14 protein-coding genes are annotated in these 12,811 nt (G+C 73.0%); 8 read left to right on the forward strand and 6 right to left on the reverse strand.

The window, feature by feature from the left end; translation table 11 throughout:
- Window positions 1–60: 60 nt before the first annotated feature.
- A complete protein-coding gene (locus BUE48_RS03390; RefSeq protein WP_012851061.1) occupies window positions 61–462 on the forward strand; it encodes a BlaI/MecI/CopY family transcriptional regulator in 402 nt (133 codons plus the stop codon).
- The gene (locus tag BUE48_RS03395) at window positions 459–1,364 is read left to right on the forward strand and encodes a M56 family metallopeptidase (protein ID WP_012851062.1); all 906 of its coding nucleotides are present in this window, start codon (window positions 459–461) and stop codon (window positions 1,362–1,364) included. The genes BUE48_RS03390 and BUE48_RS03395 overlap by 4 nt, the downstream gene beginning before the upstream one ends.
- Window positions 1,365–1,477: 113 nt before the next feature.
- Here the strand turns inward: BUE48_RS03395 and BUE48_RS03400 are convergent, their stop codons facing one another.
- Entirely contained in the window at window positions 1,478–1,960 is a 483-nt protein-coding gene (locus tag BUE48_RS03400; RefSeq protein ID WP_012851063.1) for a MarR family winged helix-turn-helix transcriptional regulator, read from the reverse strand.
- Between the two features lie 70 nt (window positions 1,961–2,030).
- Here BUE48_RS03400 and BUE48_RS03405 point away from each other — a divergent pair, with 70 nt between their 5' ends.
- Window positions 2,031–2,810 carry a dioxygenase family protein gene (locus BUE48_RS03405; RefSeq protein ID WP_012851064.1) on the forward strand — a complete coding sequence of 260 codons (780 nt, stop codon included), beginning with the start codon at window positions 2,031–2,033 and terminating at the stop codon, window positions 2,808–2,810.
- A 6-nt stretch (window positions 2,811–2,816) separates the two neighbouring features.
- Here the strand turns inward: BUE48_RS03405 and BUE48_RS03410 are convergent, their stop codons facing one another.
- Window positions 2,817–3,647, reverse strand: coding sequence for an NAD-dependent epimerase/dehydratase family protein (locus tag BUE48_RS03410; protein WP_012851065.1), 831 nt, complete (start codon window positions 3,645–3,647; stop codon window positions 2,817–2,819).
- 151 nt (window positions 3,648–3,798) lie between these two features.
- Between BUE48_RS03410 and BUE48_RS03415 the strand changes: the two genes are divergently transcribed.
- On the forward strand, window positions 3,799–4,311 hold the full coding sequence (locus tag BUE48_RS03415; protein WP_012851066.1) for an O-acetyl-ADP-ribose deacetylase: 513 nt from the start codon (window positions 3,799–3,801) through the stop codon (window positions 4,309–4,311).
- A 16-nt stretch (window positions 4,312–4,327) separates the two neighbouring features.
- On the opposite strand, the gene BUE48_RS03420 is transcribed toward BUE48_RS03415, so the two are convergent.
- Both BUE48_RS03420 and BUE48_RS03425 read right to left on the reverse strand, forming a co-directional pair.
- Window positions 4,328–5,113: a TIGR03084 family metal-binding protein gene (locus BUE48_RS03420; protein WP_012851067.1), complete on the reverse strand. Its 786-nt coding sequence runs from the start codon at window positions 5,111–5,113 to the stop codon at window positions 4,328–4,330.
- Window positions 5,114–5,347: 234 nt separating this feature from the next.
- Window positions 5,348–7,009 carry an AMP-binding protein gene (locus BUE48_RS03425; protein WP_012851068.1) on the reverse strand — a complete coding sequence of 554 codons (1,662 nt, stop codon included), beginning with the start codon at window positions 7,007–7,009 and terminating at the stop codon, window positions 5,348–5,350.
- A 139-nt stretch (window positions 7,010–7,148) separates the two neighbouring features.
- Between BUE48_RS03425 and BUE48_RS03430 the strand changes: the two genes are divergently transcribed.
- A complete protein-coding gene (locus BUE48_RS03430) occupies window positions 7,149–7,988 on the forward strand; it encodes a class I SAM-dependent methyltransferase (RefSeq protein ID WP_286988803.1) in 840 nt (279 codons plus the stop codon).
- On the opposite strand, the gene BUE48_RS03435 is transcribed toward BUE48_RS03430, so the two are convergent.
- Together BUE48_RS03435 and BUE48_RS03440 are read right to left on the reverse strand one after the other, a co-directional pair.
- Window positions 7,969–9,060 carry a hypothetical protein gene (locus tag BUE48_RS03435; RefSeq protein WP_286988805.1) on the reverse strand — a complete coding sequence of 364 codons (1,092 nt, stop codon included), beginning with the start codon at window positions 9,058–9,060 and terminating at the stop codon, window positions 7,969–7,971. The two genes, BUE48_RS03430 and BUE48_RS03435, sit on opposite strands and share 20 nt — an antisense overlap.
- A 233-nt stretch (window positions 9,061–9,293) precedes the next feature.
- Window positions 9,294–10,052, reverse strand: coding sequence for an SDR family NAD(P)-dependent oxidoreductase (locus BUE48_RS03440; RefSeq protein ID WP_174315320.1), 759 nt, complete (start codon window positions 10,050–10,052; stop codon window positions 9,294–9,296).
- 117 nt (window positions 10,053–10,169) lie between these two features.
- On the opposite strand from BUE48_RS03440, the gene mshA reads away from it, so the two are divergent.
- The 3 genes from mshA to BUE48_RS03455 are packed head-to-tail and all read left to right on the forward strand — an operon-like array spanning window position 10,170 to window position 12,794.
- On the forward strand, window positions 10,170–11,465 hold the full coding sequence (gene mshA / locus BUE48_RS03445) for a D-inositol-3-phosphate glycosyltransferase (protein WP_012851072.1): 1,296 nt from the start codon (window positions 10,170–10,172) through the stop codon (window positions 11,463–11,465).
- Window positions 11,462–11,947 carry a type III secretion system chaperone family protein gene (locus BUE48_RS03450; protein ID WP_012851073.1) on the forward strand — a complete coding sequence of 162 codons (486 nt, stop codon included), beginning with the start codon at window positions 11,462–11,464 and terminating at the stop codon, window positions 11,945–11,947. Before mshA ends, BUE48_RS03450 begins: the two co-directional genes overlap by 4 nt.
- A 10-nt stretch (window positions 11,948–11,957) precedes the next feature.
- Window positions 11,958–12,794 (forward strand): phosphoglyceromutase, encoded by an 837-nt coding sequence (locus tag BUE48_RS03455; RefSeq protein ID WP_286988806.1) that lies wholly within the window; start codon window positions 11,958–11,960, stop codon window positions 12,792–12,794.
- Window positions 12,795–12,811 lie beyond the last annotated feature (17 nt).

Genomic DNA, 12,811 nt, shown 5'->3' on the forward strand with positions numbered 1-12,811 from the left:
CTGGGTTGCGTAGTACTACCCACAGTGGTGACCTGCCGGCCCCCCGGTTACCCTGGATGCGTGAAAGGTCTGGGAGAGCTTGAACGCACGGTCATGGAGGTTCTGTGGGCCCGTCAGGAAGCCGGTGACGGGGCGGCCACCGCCCGCGACGTCAGCCGGGCCCTGGCCGGTGACCGGGACCTGGCCCACACCACCGTGATGACGGTCCTGGACCGGCTGACCAAGAAGGGCTTCCTGGTGCGCGAGCGCGACGGCCGCGCCTGGCGCTACCAGCCCGCCGCCAGCCGGGAAAGCTACGTCGCCGAGCTGATGCTGGGCGCGCTCAACCAGACCGGCGACCGGGACGCGGCGCTGACCCACTTCGTGCGCTCGGTGTCCCAGGACGAGATCGCCGTGCTCCGCCAGGCGCTGGAGGAGCTGACCGCGCAGGAGGCGCACGCCAGAGTGGAGCCGGGCGGATGACCGGCACCGCGCTGCTCGCACTGATCGCCCTGGGCACGGTCGGCGGCGCGCACCTGCTTTCCAAGGCACGCTGGACCTGGACGATGCCGCGGGCGGGCATCGCGCTGTGGCAGGCGCTCGGCCTGGCCTGGGGAGTGGCGACCATCGGGGCGCTGCTCGGCTACGCCCTGCTCCCCTACGGCCAGGGCATCACCGGCGGGATCCCGGCGGCCCTCGCCGACGGCGCCGCCCGCATGGAGGTCCACCACCTGGCCGCGCTGCTGTCCGGGGTGGGGCTGACCGTGGTGCTGCTGGCCGTGCTGGTGTACGCGCTGGTGCGCATGGAACGTGCCCGCCGCCGGCACCGCGCCCTGCTGGAACTGGTGGCCGGGCAGAACGCGGCGGTGCCCGGCACCCTGGTGCTGGACCACCCCGCGGCCGCCGCCTACTGCGTGCCGGGCGTGCGCTCGTCCAAGGTGGTGGTCAGCGCCGGGACGCTGGAGCTGCTGGACGCCGATGAGCTGGCCGCGGTGCTGGCCCACGAGCGCGCCCACGCCCGCGAGCGCCACGATTTGGTGCTGCTGCCGTTCGCCTCGCTGCGCCATGCGTTCCCGCAGATCCGGCTGGTGGACCGCTGCCTGGACGCGGTGGAGCTGCTGATCGAGATGGCCGCCGACGACCGCGCCCGCCGCCACCGCTCGCCCCGCGAGCTGGCCACCGCCCTGCTGCGGTTCGCCGCCGCCCGCCCGGTGGCCGCCCCCTCCGGCGCCCTGTCGGTCGCCGGCGACCAGCCCGCCGTGCTGGCCCGGGTGGACCGCCTGCTGCGCCCCACCCCGCCGCACCGCGGCATCCGCGCCGCCACCCTGATCGCCATCCCGCTGCTGGCGGTGGTCCCGTTCCTGCTCTACCACCTGCCCGTCTGACCTTCTGCTGCGCTTTCCCTTCGGGCCGGGCCCGTCCGGGACGCGCGAGGGCGCAAAGGCACGCCCCTCGCTTCCTGCTCCGGGGCCGGCCCGCCGGGCGTTTTTCAGGACTTTCAGGACGGGCCGAAGATGTCGGCGGCCTCGCCCGCGGTGTCGAGGGCGGGCAGCACGGCGCGCAGGATCTCCCGCAGCTGCAGCACCTGTTCCCGGGTGAGCCGGTCGAACAGGTGACGCCGCACGGCCGCGACGTGGCCGGGGGCGGCCTCCCGCAGCACGGTGAAGCCCTTGTCGGTCAGCACGGCCAGCGTGGTGCGGCGGTCGGTGGGGTGCGGGACGCGGCGGACGTGGCCGAGCCGCTCCAGCTTGGTGACGGCGTGGGAGAGCCGGCTGGGGGAGGAGCGGACGATGCGGGCCAGCTCGCTCATGGTCAGGCGGCGCTCGGGGGTCTCAGAGAGCATGGCCAAGATGACGTAGTAGGTGTGCGGCATCCCCGAGTCACGCTGGAGCTGACGGTCCAGTGCCTCGTTCAGCAAGCGGGAGGTCCACAGGAAGGCCCGCCAGGTCTGCTGTTCTTCCTCGTCCAGCCAGCGCGTCATGACGGCAGTCTAGTCATCATTGAATGTTCAATACTTGAAAGTTAAACTATACGTGCCTAGAATGCCCGGTATGAACCGGATGCCTGCGCTTTACCTCAGTCACGGCGCCCCGCCGCTGGCCGACGACCCGCTGTGGAGCCGCCAGCTGGCGGACTGGGCGGCGGCGCTGCCCCGGCCACGGGCGGTCCTCATGATTTCTGCGCACTGGGAGGAGGCCCCGCTGACGGTGGGGGCCACCGAAACGGTGCCGCTGGTGTACGACTTCTGGGGGTTTCCCCGGCGCTACTACCAGGTCACCTACGAGGCGCCCGGGGCCCCCTGGCTCGCCGAGCAGGTGCGCGCGCTGCTGGCCGGCGGCAAGTGGCCCGTCCGCCACGACCCGGCGCGGGGGCTGGACCACGGGGCGTACGTGCCACTGGCGGAGATGTACCCCGCGGCCGACGTCCCGGTGCTGCAGATCTCCCTGCCCACGCTGGACCCGGCGGAGCTGCTGGAGATCGGCCGGCGGCTGGCACCGCTGCGCGACCAGGGGGTGCTCATCGTCGGCAGCGGCTTCACCACGCACAACCTGAGCGCGTTCGACCCCAGCCGGGGCCCCGACGGCCCGCCGCCGAGCTGGTCGGCGGAGTTCGACCAGTGGGCCGACCAGACGGTGGCCGCCCGCGACATCGACGCCCTGCTGGACTTCCGCCGCAAGGCGCCGGCCGCCCTGATCGCCCACCCGCGCACCGAGCACTTCGCGCCGCTGTTCGTGGCGCTGGGCACGGACGTGGACCGGCCGGGGGAGACCCAGGCTGTGATCGACGGCTACTGGTACGGCCTGGCCAAGCGCTCCTTCCAGTTCGGCTGACCGGCCCTACAGGTGGGAAAAACCGGTGCGCCAGCTGGCGAACTTGGGCTTCCAGCCCAGCGCCCGGGCCTTGGCGTTGGAGATGGGACGCCCCGTGGCGGCGGCATGCCGGGGCAGTGACGGCACCGGCACGCCGATGGCCTCGCAGTACACCGGCATCCACTCGGTGGCCTGGGCCGGCTCGTCGTCGACGATGTTGACCGCCCCGGCCTCCCACTCCAGGGCGTCCACCGCGGCCGCCGCCGCGTCGTCGATGTGGACGAACGACGTCCAGGCCGGGGTCGGCTTCAGGTCGCCCGAGCGCACCCGCATGGCGATGGCGCCGTCGGGGGCGTACCAGGTGCCCGGGCCGTAGAACGCGCCATAGCGCAGCACCACCCCGTGCGGCATGCCGCCCACGGCCTCCTCCAGCGCCGCCACCCCCGGGTACGGCGGGGCCTTCGGGTCGAGCGGGTCGCTCTCCACGGCGGGAGTCTGGCCGGCCACGTACACCCAGGCGATGCTCTGGGCGATCATCTTCTCCACCCCGGCGGCCTTGGCGGCCTCCACCAGGTTGCGGGTGCCCTCGATGCGCAGCCGGTTGTTGGCGGCGAAGTTCTCCTCGGCCAGGTCGGTGAGCTGGTGGATGACCACGTCGGGACGCTCGGCCTCCAGCGCCCGGTGCAGCGCCTCGGCGTCCATGACGTCGACCAGCACCGGCCGTGCCCCCGCCTCCCGCAGGAACTGCGCTCGTTCGGCGCGCCGGGTGGTGCCCGCGACGTCGTGCCCGGCGGCCACCAGCAGGGGGACCAGGCGGCGTCCGATGACGCCGGCGGCTCCGGCGACGAAGATCTTCACAGTGGACCTCCAGGAAGAGCGGGGGATCCCTCTGTCACGTTAGGGCCTGTTCACCCCGTGTGCTGGTGCAACGCGCGGTGATTTAACGCCTATCACGATGTGGGTACTCATCGGGTTGCCGACCGCGGAGGCGGAAAGGCAGGCTGAAGTGATGGATATCACACTTGTGCACGGTGACATCACCGAGCAAGAGGTGGACGCGATCGTTAATGCGGCCAACTCCTCTTTGATGGGCGGCGGGGGTGTGGACGGCGCCATTCACCGGCGCGGCGGCCCCGCCATTTTGGACGAATGCCGCAAGCTGCGGGCCACGCGTTTCGGCGGCGGGCTCCCGACAGGATACGCGGTCGCCACCACCGCCGGGAATCTGCCGGCCCGCTGGGTGATCCACACCGTGGGCCCGGTCTACTCCCCCACCGAAGAGCGCTCGGGCCTGCTGGCCTCCTGCTACCGCGAGTCGCTGCGGGTGGCCGACGAGCTGGGTGCGCAGACGGTGGCGTTCCCGGCGGTGTCGGCCGGCATCTACGGCTGGCCGGCGCACGATGCGGCGCGGATCGCCATCGGCACGGTGCTGTCCACCCCCACCCAGGTGGCCGAGGCCCGGTTCGTGCTGTTCACCAAGGAGGTCTACGCGGCCTTCGAACAGGCGCTGGCCGCGGTCTGAGCGATCCGCGGCGGGCTCACGCCCGCTTCGCCGCGGGCGGACGGCCCGGGCCGGGCGGCCCCGCGAACGCCTGCATGATGTCCAGCCAGCGGTCGGCGTCGGGGCCCTCGGCGACCAGCGCCAGGTCCGCGCGGTGCCGTCGCCGCACCGCCAGCAGGCAGAAGTCCAGGGCCGGGCCGGACACCGACTGCCGCGCCTCGGGCGGGCCCCAGCTCCACTCCCGCCCGTCCGGCCCGGTCAGCTCGACGCGGAACTCCTCGGCGGGCGGGACGAGCCCGTTGACCTTGAAGGCGTAGTCGCGGGTCCGGACGCCCAGGTGCGCCACATGCCGCAACCTGGCGGTGGGCTCGACGGGCACCCCGAGGGCGTCGGCCACGTCCAGCCCGTGCGCCCAGGTCTCCATCAGCCGGGCGGTGGCCATGGACGCGGCGCCCATCGGCGGGCCGAACCAGGGGATCTTCGTCCCGGCGGGCACGCCCGACAGCGCCTCGGCCAGGCGGCGCCGGCCCGTCCGCCAGCGTTCCAGCAGCGCGGCGGGGTCCTCGCCGGCTCCCTCGGCCGCGCCCGCGTCCACCGCGTCCGGCGACATCTCCTCGCGGGCCGCGACGAAGGCGGCGGGGTCGGTGACGGCCAGCAGCGCCTGCCGGTCGGTCCAGGCCAGGTGGGAGATCTGGTGGGCGATGGTCCACCCCTCGGCGGGCGTCGGGGCCGCCCAGGCGGGCGGGTCGAGCCGGGCCACCAGGGCGTCCAGCACCGCCCCCTCGGCCTGGAGGTCGGCGATCAGGCTGTGCAGGTCCGGCATGGGCGTCCTCCTTTGGGCGCGTTTTGCGGTGATGCCGCCCGGTGTTCGGAATGCTCCCGAAAAAATAATTTTCGCCGTTCGGTTTTCGTACGCCTTTTTGTGCGGTCCCGGACGCCGAAAACCGGAGCGGGGCGCCCTCGGCCTCGGGGGCGTTGAGCGGGGCGGACGACCCGCGCGAAGCGAGGCTCGTCCGCCCCGAGGAGACCGCGGTCGCCTGCTCGACGATGGGGACCGTCAGCGCTCGGCCGCGACCGGCCGCCCCGCGGAGGCGGCCACGATGGCGCGGGCGGTGGCGTAGTCGGCCTTGCCGTTGGGCAGGCGCAGGCTCTCGGTGGTGCGCAGGAACGCCTTGGGGATCTTGTAGCCGGCCAGGTGGGCGGCGCAGCCGGCGCGCAGCTCGGCGTCGGTGGGCTCGGGGGTGACCGCCGGGTCCATCCGGATGACCGCGACCACCTCCTGGCCCCAGCGCTCGCTGGGCCGGCCCAGCACCAGCGCCTCGGCCACCCCGGGCAGGCCGCGCAGCACCACCTCCACCTCCTCGGCGTAGACCTTCTCCCCGCCGGAGTTGATGGTGGTGGCCTCCCGCCCGTAGACCTCGATGCGGCCGTCGGCCAGCAGCCGGGCCCGGTCCCCGGCCACCACCAGGCGGCGACCGTCGATGGTCACGAAGGTCTGCGCGGTCTTGTCGGGGTCGCCCAGGTAGGCCAGCGGGATGGCGCCGCCCTTGGCCAGCCAGCCGACCTCGTCCTCGCCGGGCGTCAGGATCCGGGTGCGGTCGTCGCTGACCACGGCGGTGCCCGGGGAGGGCAGGAACGGCTCGCTGCCGGCGGCCTGCCGGGCGACCTGGAAACCGGACTCCGAAGAGCCCAGCAGGTCCACGATCCGGGTGTGCGGCAGCTGCCGGAGCATCCGCTCCCGCACCCCGGGGCTGATCGCGGCGGCGGAGTTGATGATGGTGCGCAGCGCCGACAGGTCGTAGGTCCCCGGCTCGGCCCGCTCCAGCTCCTCCACCAGGGGGCGGGCGAAGGCGTCGCCGACCAGCGGCATCCGGGTGACGCGCTCGCGGGCGGCGCAGGCCAGCAGGCTGGGCGGGTCCAGCCGGTCCACCCGGTCGGGGATGACCACCACGCCGCCGCCGCACCAGGTGCTCAGCGACGTCCAGGTGCCGCCGCCGTGCATCAGCGGCGGCGCCACCAGCGCCCGCACCGGGGGCCGGGTGCGGGCGGACTCCACGGCCTCCTCGATGCTCGCAAAGGGCCTGCCGTCGCGGCGCAGCACGCCCAGCGGGCCGGTCATCAGGTCGCCGATGCGCCACAGCACGCCCTTGGGCATGCCGGTCGTCCCGCCGGTGTAGAGGATGTGCAGGTCGCTCGGGTCCGGTTGCACCGGCAGCGGGTCGGGGGAGGCGGCGGCCAGCGCGGCCTCATAATCCAGCGCACCCGGCAGCAGCTCGGCCCCGGACCCGTCGTCCACCTGCAGCAGCAGGGGGGTGCGGCCCATGCGCTCGACCACCGGTCCCAGCGTTTCGGCGAACCGGGCGTGGTAGATGATCGCGGCCGGCTTGGCGTCGCCGAACAGGTAGGCCAGCTCGTCGCCGACGTAGCGGTAGTTGACGTTGAACGGCGCGACGCGGGCCTTGTGGGCCGCCAGCAGCCCCTCCAGGTACTCCGGGCCGTTGTACAGGTACAGCGCCAGGTGGTCGTGCGGGGACTCCCACGGCTCGGTGGCCACGTCACGGCGTCCCAGCCCGTGGTCGTGCAGCACCCGGGCCAGGCGCCGGGTGCGGTCGGTGACCTGCTGCCAGGTGTACCTGCGGTCCCGCCAGACCAGGCACTCCCGGTCGGGCATGGCCGCCGCGATGGCCTCGTGCAGGGACGCAAGGTCGAGCGGGCTCATCGGCTCTCCTCGAGGATGCGGGAAGCGGTGATCGCGTGACCAGTTGTACCGAATCACATTCGGTATCAGTTGGACAAGTATCGTCACCACAGCTCACCCGCTTCACCGGCCCCCTCGGAAAACCGGGACAATCGACGGCATGGCCGTGCGCAAGGCGCCGGGCAAACCGGTGGGAGAGGTGACCCGGGGCACCACCGCCCCCAATCGGCTGCGCCGGGTGGACCTGTGGATCGCCGTCACCCAGACTCGGGCGCTGCGCGCCACCGACCGGCCGCTGGCCGTGGACCTGGGGTACGGCGCCTCACCCGTCACCACCGTCGAGATGTACAACCGGCTGCGCGTGGTCTCCCCCCGGCTCCAGGTCGTCGGCATCGAGATCGACCCGGAACGGGTGCGGGCCGGACAGGCCTTCCTGGAGGCGGTGCGCCCCGCCGGCGACTATGCGGACCTGTCGTTCCGGCACGGCGGATTCGAGCTTCCGGTGGACCGGCCGCCGGTGCTGGTGCGGGCCTTCAACGTGCTGCGCCAATACGACGAGGCGGCGGCCTGGCGGGCCTGGGAGGACCTGTGCCCCCGGCTGGACCCCCACGGCGTCCTGGTCGAGGGGACCTGCAGCGAGACCGGGCGGCGCGCGGTATGGGTGACGCTGGGTCCCGAAGGACCCCGCACCATCACCTTCGCCGCGCACCTGCCGTCCCTGCCGCGCCCCTCACAGCTGGCCGAGCGGCTGCCCAAGACGCTCATCCACCGCAACGTCCCCGGCGAACCGGTGCACCGGCTGCTGGCCGACTTCGACCGCTGCTGGGCGGTGGCCGCCCCGCAGTCGGTGTTCGGGCCCCGCGCCCGCTGGATCGAGGCGGTGCGGCTGCTGGCCCGCGACCACCCGGTGGTGACCCGCCCGCCGCTGGGCGGACGGGGCCGCTGGCGGCTGGGCGAGGTCACCTTGGACTGGTCGGCCGTCAGCGGTAGCGCTCGATGAGCGGGGTCTTGCGGCTCTTGCCCTGCAGCGCGCCCACGCTCAGCAGCGAGGTGGTCTTGGGCAGCCGGTCCAGGTCACCGAGCTGGACGTTGCCGGACCGGGCCGGGCCGTACACCTTGCGCCAGGCGCGGCCGTTCCAGTGCAGGTAGTAGGACTTGCGGATGCGCCGGCTGGCGTTGTTGTAGGGGATCACCCACGCGCCGCCCTTGCCGTCGTCCGACAGCGACAGCGCGATGTGCCCGGACGGCAGCGCCTTCTGGATCCAGCGCTTGCCGTTCCAGCGCAGCAGGGCCGGCGCCGTCGGGCCGCGCAGCGCCAGCACGTTGGTGGCCGACACCGGGTGGATGCGCACCACGCCCGAGGAGTCCCGCCCGGGGCCGCCGATGGCCGGCGGCAGCGCGATCTGCTTCCAGGTCTTGCCGTTCCAGCGCATGACCAGCGACCGGCCGCCGACCGCGCCCGCCACCCACACGTCCTTCTTGGTGCGGGCGCCGACGGCCGCCAGCGCGGCGCCCGCCGGCAGCGGGACCTTCACCTTCCGCCACCGCCCCGACCGCCAGCGCAGCACGGTGGAGCCCGTGGCGGACCCGCCGGCGGCCACCGCCCAGGCCGAGCCGTCGGAGCCGGCGGCCAGCGCGTTGATCGCCCCCGCCCCGGCGGGGATCGGCACCTTGCGCCAGGCACGGCCGTTCCAGTGCAGCGCCACCGGGCCGGACTTGGCCACGCCCGCCGTCCAGGCGGCCTTCGGCCCGGCGACGGCCACGTCGGTGGGCGCGAAGACCACCGGCGAGCGGTGCCGCAGCCAGCGGCTGCCGTTCCACCGGTAGAGCGCGGGAACCTGCTTGCCGTTCCTGCGCTCTGCGCCCACCGCCCAGGCCGCCTTCGCACTGGCCGCGTCCACCTGGCTCAGCGCGCCCGGGGCCGTCGGCGTGGGCGGGGCCAGCTTGCGCCAGCGCGCCGCGGCGGCGGTCTCGGCGGACGTCCGCTCCGCCGAGACGGGCCTGTCCTGAGTCACCACGACCGCCCCGGTCAAGGCGGCGCCGCACGCGGTCACTGCGAGCAGTGCGGTCACGGTTCGCCGGTTCACCATCGCACTTCCCGTCTGCCATGGCAGGTGCCCGCCACCGGGCACCGGCACAGTGCGGAGCGCCCGCCCGCCGTCGGGGCCGAAGGAGGACTCACCAAACGCACGCGCCCGAACGGCGGGTCAGGCCCGGACCGGCCCCACCGTATTGGATCCTGTGTCCAACGCGGAACCCGGATCGCTGAAATCGGCCTTTTTCCGCCCCTTCCCGGGACGGCCGGTCACACCCGGTGGATCTTGTAGGGGGTGGCCTGCACCCTGGGCTGGACGTCGATGCGGTCGATGTTGACGTGCGAGGGACGGGTCACCGCCCAGGCCACGCAGTCGGCCACGTCCTCGGCCACCAGCGGCTCGGGCACCCCCTCGTAGACCTTGGCCGCCCGCTCGGCGTCCCCCCGGAAGCGCACCAGGCTGAACTCCTCGGTGTGCACCATGCCGGGGGCGATCTCGGTGACCCGCACCGGCTTGTCCACCAGCTCCAGCCGCATCACCTCGTTGACCGCCACCGCCGCGTGCTTGGCCGCGTTGTAGCCGGCGCCCCCCTCATAGGGCACGTGCCCGGCCAGCGAGGTGATGTTGACCACATGCCCGTCCCCGCTGTCGATCAGCTTCGGCAGCAACGCCTTGGTGACCCGCAGCAGCCCCAGCACGTTGGTGTCGTACATCACCCGCCAGTCCTCGGGGTCGGCCTCGGCGACCGGCTCCATCCCGATCGCCCCGCCGGCGTTGTTGACCAGCACATGGCAGGCCGGCAGCCCCGCCGCCAGCGCGTCCACCGAATCCTGGGAGGTCACATCCAGCGTCACCGCGGCCAGCCGCCCGGCCCCGGGAACCTCCTTGCCGATCTGCTCGACCAGCGCATCCAGCCGCTCCCGCCGCCGCGCCGCCAGCACCACGTTGAAACCCTCGGCCGCCAGGCGGCGGGCCGTGGCCGCGCCGATCCCGCTGCTCGCTCCGGTCACTACCGCCGTCTTACGCACGCCGCCCATTGTCCCCGAGCCCGTCGCGCCCCCTCGGCGGGCCCGCCGATCTTCACGGGAGGTACAAGCGGGAACAGACCGGACGGTCGATAGGTTCTGCTAACGGAGGTGGTGCCCGTGTCGCTCCCAATAGCCCGGATTGCGACGATCAGTGTGCACACCTCGCCGCTCGACCAGCCGGGGACGGGCGACGCAGGTGGCATGAACGTCTACATCGTCGAGATCGCCAAGCGGCTGGCCGCCCGGGGCGTGGAGGTCGACATCTTCACCCGGGCGACCTCGCGGGAACTGCCGCCGGTGGCCGAGCTGGTTTCGGGCGTGCAGGTGCGGCACGTGGTCTCCGGTCCCTTCGAGGAGCTGGACAAGACCGAGCTGGCCGGCGAGCTGTGCGCCTTCACCTCCGGGGTGCTGCGCGCCGAGGCCGCCCACGACCCCGGCCACTATGACCTGCTGCACACCCACTACTGGCTGTCCGGCCAGGTCGGCTGGGTCGCCAAGCAGCGCTGGGGCGTCCCGCTGGTGCACTCCATGCACACCATGGCCAAGGTCAAGAACGCCGCGCTCGCCGAGGGCGACACCCCCGAACCCGCCATCCGGGTGCTGGGAGAGGAACAGGTCACCGCGGGCGCCGACCGGCTGGTGGCCAACACCGCCGAAGAGGCCCGCCAGCTCGTCGAGCTGTACGGCGCCGATCCGGACCGGGTCGGCGTCGTCACTCCCGGGGTGGACCTGTCGCTGTTCCGGCCGCGCAACGGGCTGCTGCGCGGCGGCGCCGACCAGGCCCGCCGCCGCCTCGGCCTGCCCCGCGACGCCTACCTGCTGCTGTTCGTCGGGCGCATCCAGCCGCTGAAGGCCCCCGACGTGCTGCTGCGCGCCGCCGCGCTGATGGTCGAGGCCGACCCGGCGCTGCGCGAGCACCTGGTGGTGGCCGTGGTGGGCGGCCCCAGCGGCAGCGGCCGGGCCCGCCCCGAAGGGCTGCAGAAACTCGCCACCGAACTGGGCATCGCCGACCTGGTCCGCTTCGAGCCGCCCTGCCCCCAGCCGCTGCTGGCCGAGTGGTACCGGGCCGCCGACGTCACCGTCGTCCCCTCCCACAACGAGTCCTTCGGCCTGGTGGCCGCCGAGTCCCAGGCCTGCGGCACCCCGGTGGTGGCCGCCGCGGTGGGCGGGCTGCGCACCGCCGTCCGCGACGGCGAATCCGGCGTGCTGATCGACGGCCACGACCCGGCCGACTACGCCGCGGTGCTGACCCGGCTGAGGGACGAGCCGCGCCGGCGCGAGCGCCTGGCCGCCGGCGCCGTCCGACACGCCCGCACACTCGGCTGGGACGCCACCGTGGACCGGCTGCTGGAGGTGTATACCGGGGCGAAGGACACCGTGAACGCCACCGCTGCGGGAGTGCTGCCCCGATGACCCCTGTCGAGATCATCGAACAGGCCCTCAAGGACGCCGAACTGGAGTACGAGCGGCCCAGCCAGAACGCCTTCTTCGTCAAGCTGCCCGGCGAACGCAAGCTCGCCACCATGACCTGGCTGATCGTCGGCGACCACAGCCTGCACGTCGAGGCGTTCTTCTGCCGCCGCCCCGATGAGAACCACGCCGAGTTCTACCGGTGGCTGCTGGAGAAGAACGGCCGCATGTACGGGGTCTCCTTCGCCCTGGACTCCATCGGCGACGTCTACCTGGTCGGCCGGCTGCCGCTGGCGTCGGTGTCGGCCGAGGAGATCGACCGGCTGCTGGGCTGCGTGCTCAGTTATTCGGACGAGAATTTCAACAAGGCCCTGGAACTGGGATTCAAGACCTCCATCCAGCGGGAATGGGCCTGGCGGGTCAAGCGCGGCGAGAGCCTTGCCAACCTGCGGGCCTTTGCGAAGTTCGCAGACCCCTCCCGGTAGGCTGGCCCCCATGGCGACGCTGGTTTTGCTGCGGCATGGCGAAAGCGTGTGGAACGCGGAGGGCCTGTTCACCGGGTGGGTGGACGTGGACCTGTCCGCCAAGGGCGAAAGCGAGGCGACCAACGGCGGCGACCTGCTGCTGGACGCCGACATCACCCCCGACGTGGTGCACACCTCGGTGCTCAAGCGGGCGATCCGCACCGCCAACATCGCCCTGGACGTCGCCGACCTGCTGTGGATCCCGGTGCGCCGGTCCTGGCGGCTCAACGAGCGGCACTACGGCGCCCTGCAGGGCAAGAACAAGGCCCAGACCCGCGAGAAGTACGGCGAGGAGCAGTTCAAGATCTGGCGGCGCTCCTATGACACCCCGCCCCCGCCGATCCCCGACGACGACCCGCTCTCGCAGGTCAACGACCTCAAGTACGCCCACCTGCCCTCGGAGCTGATCCCGCGCACCGAGTGCCTGGCCGACGTGGTGGACCGGCTGCTGCCCTACTGGTACGACGCGATCGTGCCGGACCTGGCCGCCGGCAAGACCGTGCTGGTCGTCGCGCACGGCAACTCGCTGCGCGCCCTGGTCAAGCACCTGGACGACATCTCCGACACCGACATCGCCGAGCTGAACATCCCCACCGGCATCCCGCTGGTCTACGAGCTCGACGACGACTTCGCCCCGCTCAAGCGCGGCGGCGAGTACCTGGACCCGGCCGCCGCCAAGGCCGCCATCGAGGCCGTCAAGAACCAGGGCGCCGCCCCCGCCGGCGACGGCGCCAAGGCCGACAAGAAGAACGACAAGAAGGCCGATAAGAAGGACGACAAGAAGGCCGGCCGCAGCGGCAAGAAGTAACGGCGCCCGCAGGCGGG

Origin of the sequence: Thermomonospora sp. CIF 1, from assembly GCF_001896795.1 — a bacterium.
Classification (GTDB): domain Bacteria; phylum Actinomycetota; class Actinomycetes; order Streptosporangiales; family Streptosporangiaceae; genus Thermomonospora; species Thermomonospora curvata.

Excerpts from the sequence above, each read along its gene's own strand:
- BUE48_RS03395 (WP_012851062.1), top strand. The coding sequence starts at position 459 with ATGACCGGCACCGCGCTGCTCGCACTGATCGCCCTGGGCACGGTCGGC.
- BUE48_RS03400 (WP_012851063.1), bottom strand. The coding sequence starts at position 1,960 with ATGACGCGCTGGCTGGACGAGGAAGAACAGCAGACCTGGCGGGCCTTC.
- BUE48_RS03405 (WP_012851064.1), top strand. The coding sequence starts at position 2,031 with ATGAACCGGATGCCTGCGCTTTACCTCAGTCACGGCGCCCCGCCGCTG.
- BUE48_RS03415 (WP_012851066.1), top strand. The coding sequence starts at position 3,799 with ATGGATATCACACTTGTGCACGGTGACATCACCGAGCAAGAGGTGGAC.
- BUE48_RS03420 (WP_012851067.1), bottom strand. The coding sequence starts at position 5,113 with ATGCCGGACCTGCACAGCCTGATCGCCGACCTCCAGGCCGAGGGGGCG.
- BUE48_RS03425 (WP_012851068.1), bottom strand. The coding sequence starts at position 7,009 with ATGAGCCCGCTCGACCTTGCGTCCCTGCACGAGGCCATCGCGGCGGCC.
- BUE48_RS03430 (WP_286988803.1), top strand. The coding sequence starts at position 7,149 with ATGGCCGTGCGCAAGGCGCCGGGCAAACCGGTGGGAGAGGTGACCCGG.
- BUE48_RS03450 (WP_012851073.1), top strand. The coding sequence starts at position 11,462 with ATGACCCCTGTCGAGATCATCGAACAGGCCCTCAAGGACGCCGAACTG.
- BUE48_RS03455 (WP_286988806.1), top strand. The coding sequence starts at position 11,958 with ATGGCGACGCTGGTTTTGCTGCGGCATGGCGAAAGCGTGTGGAACGCG.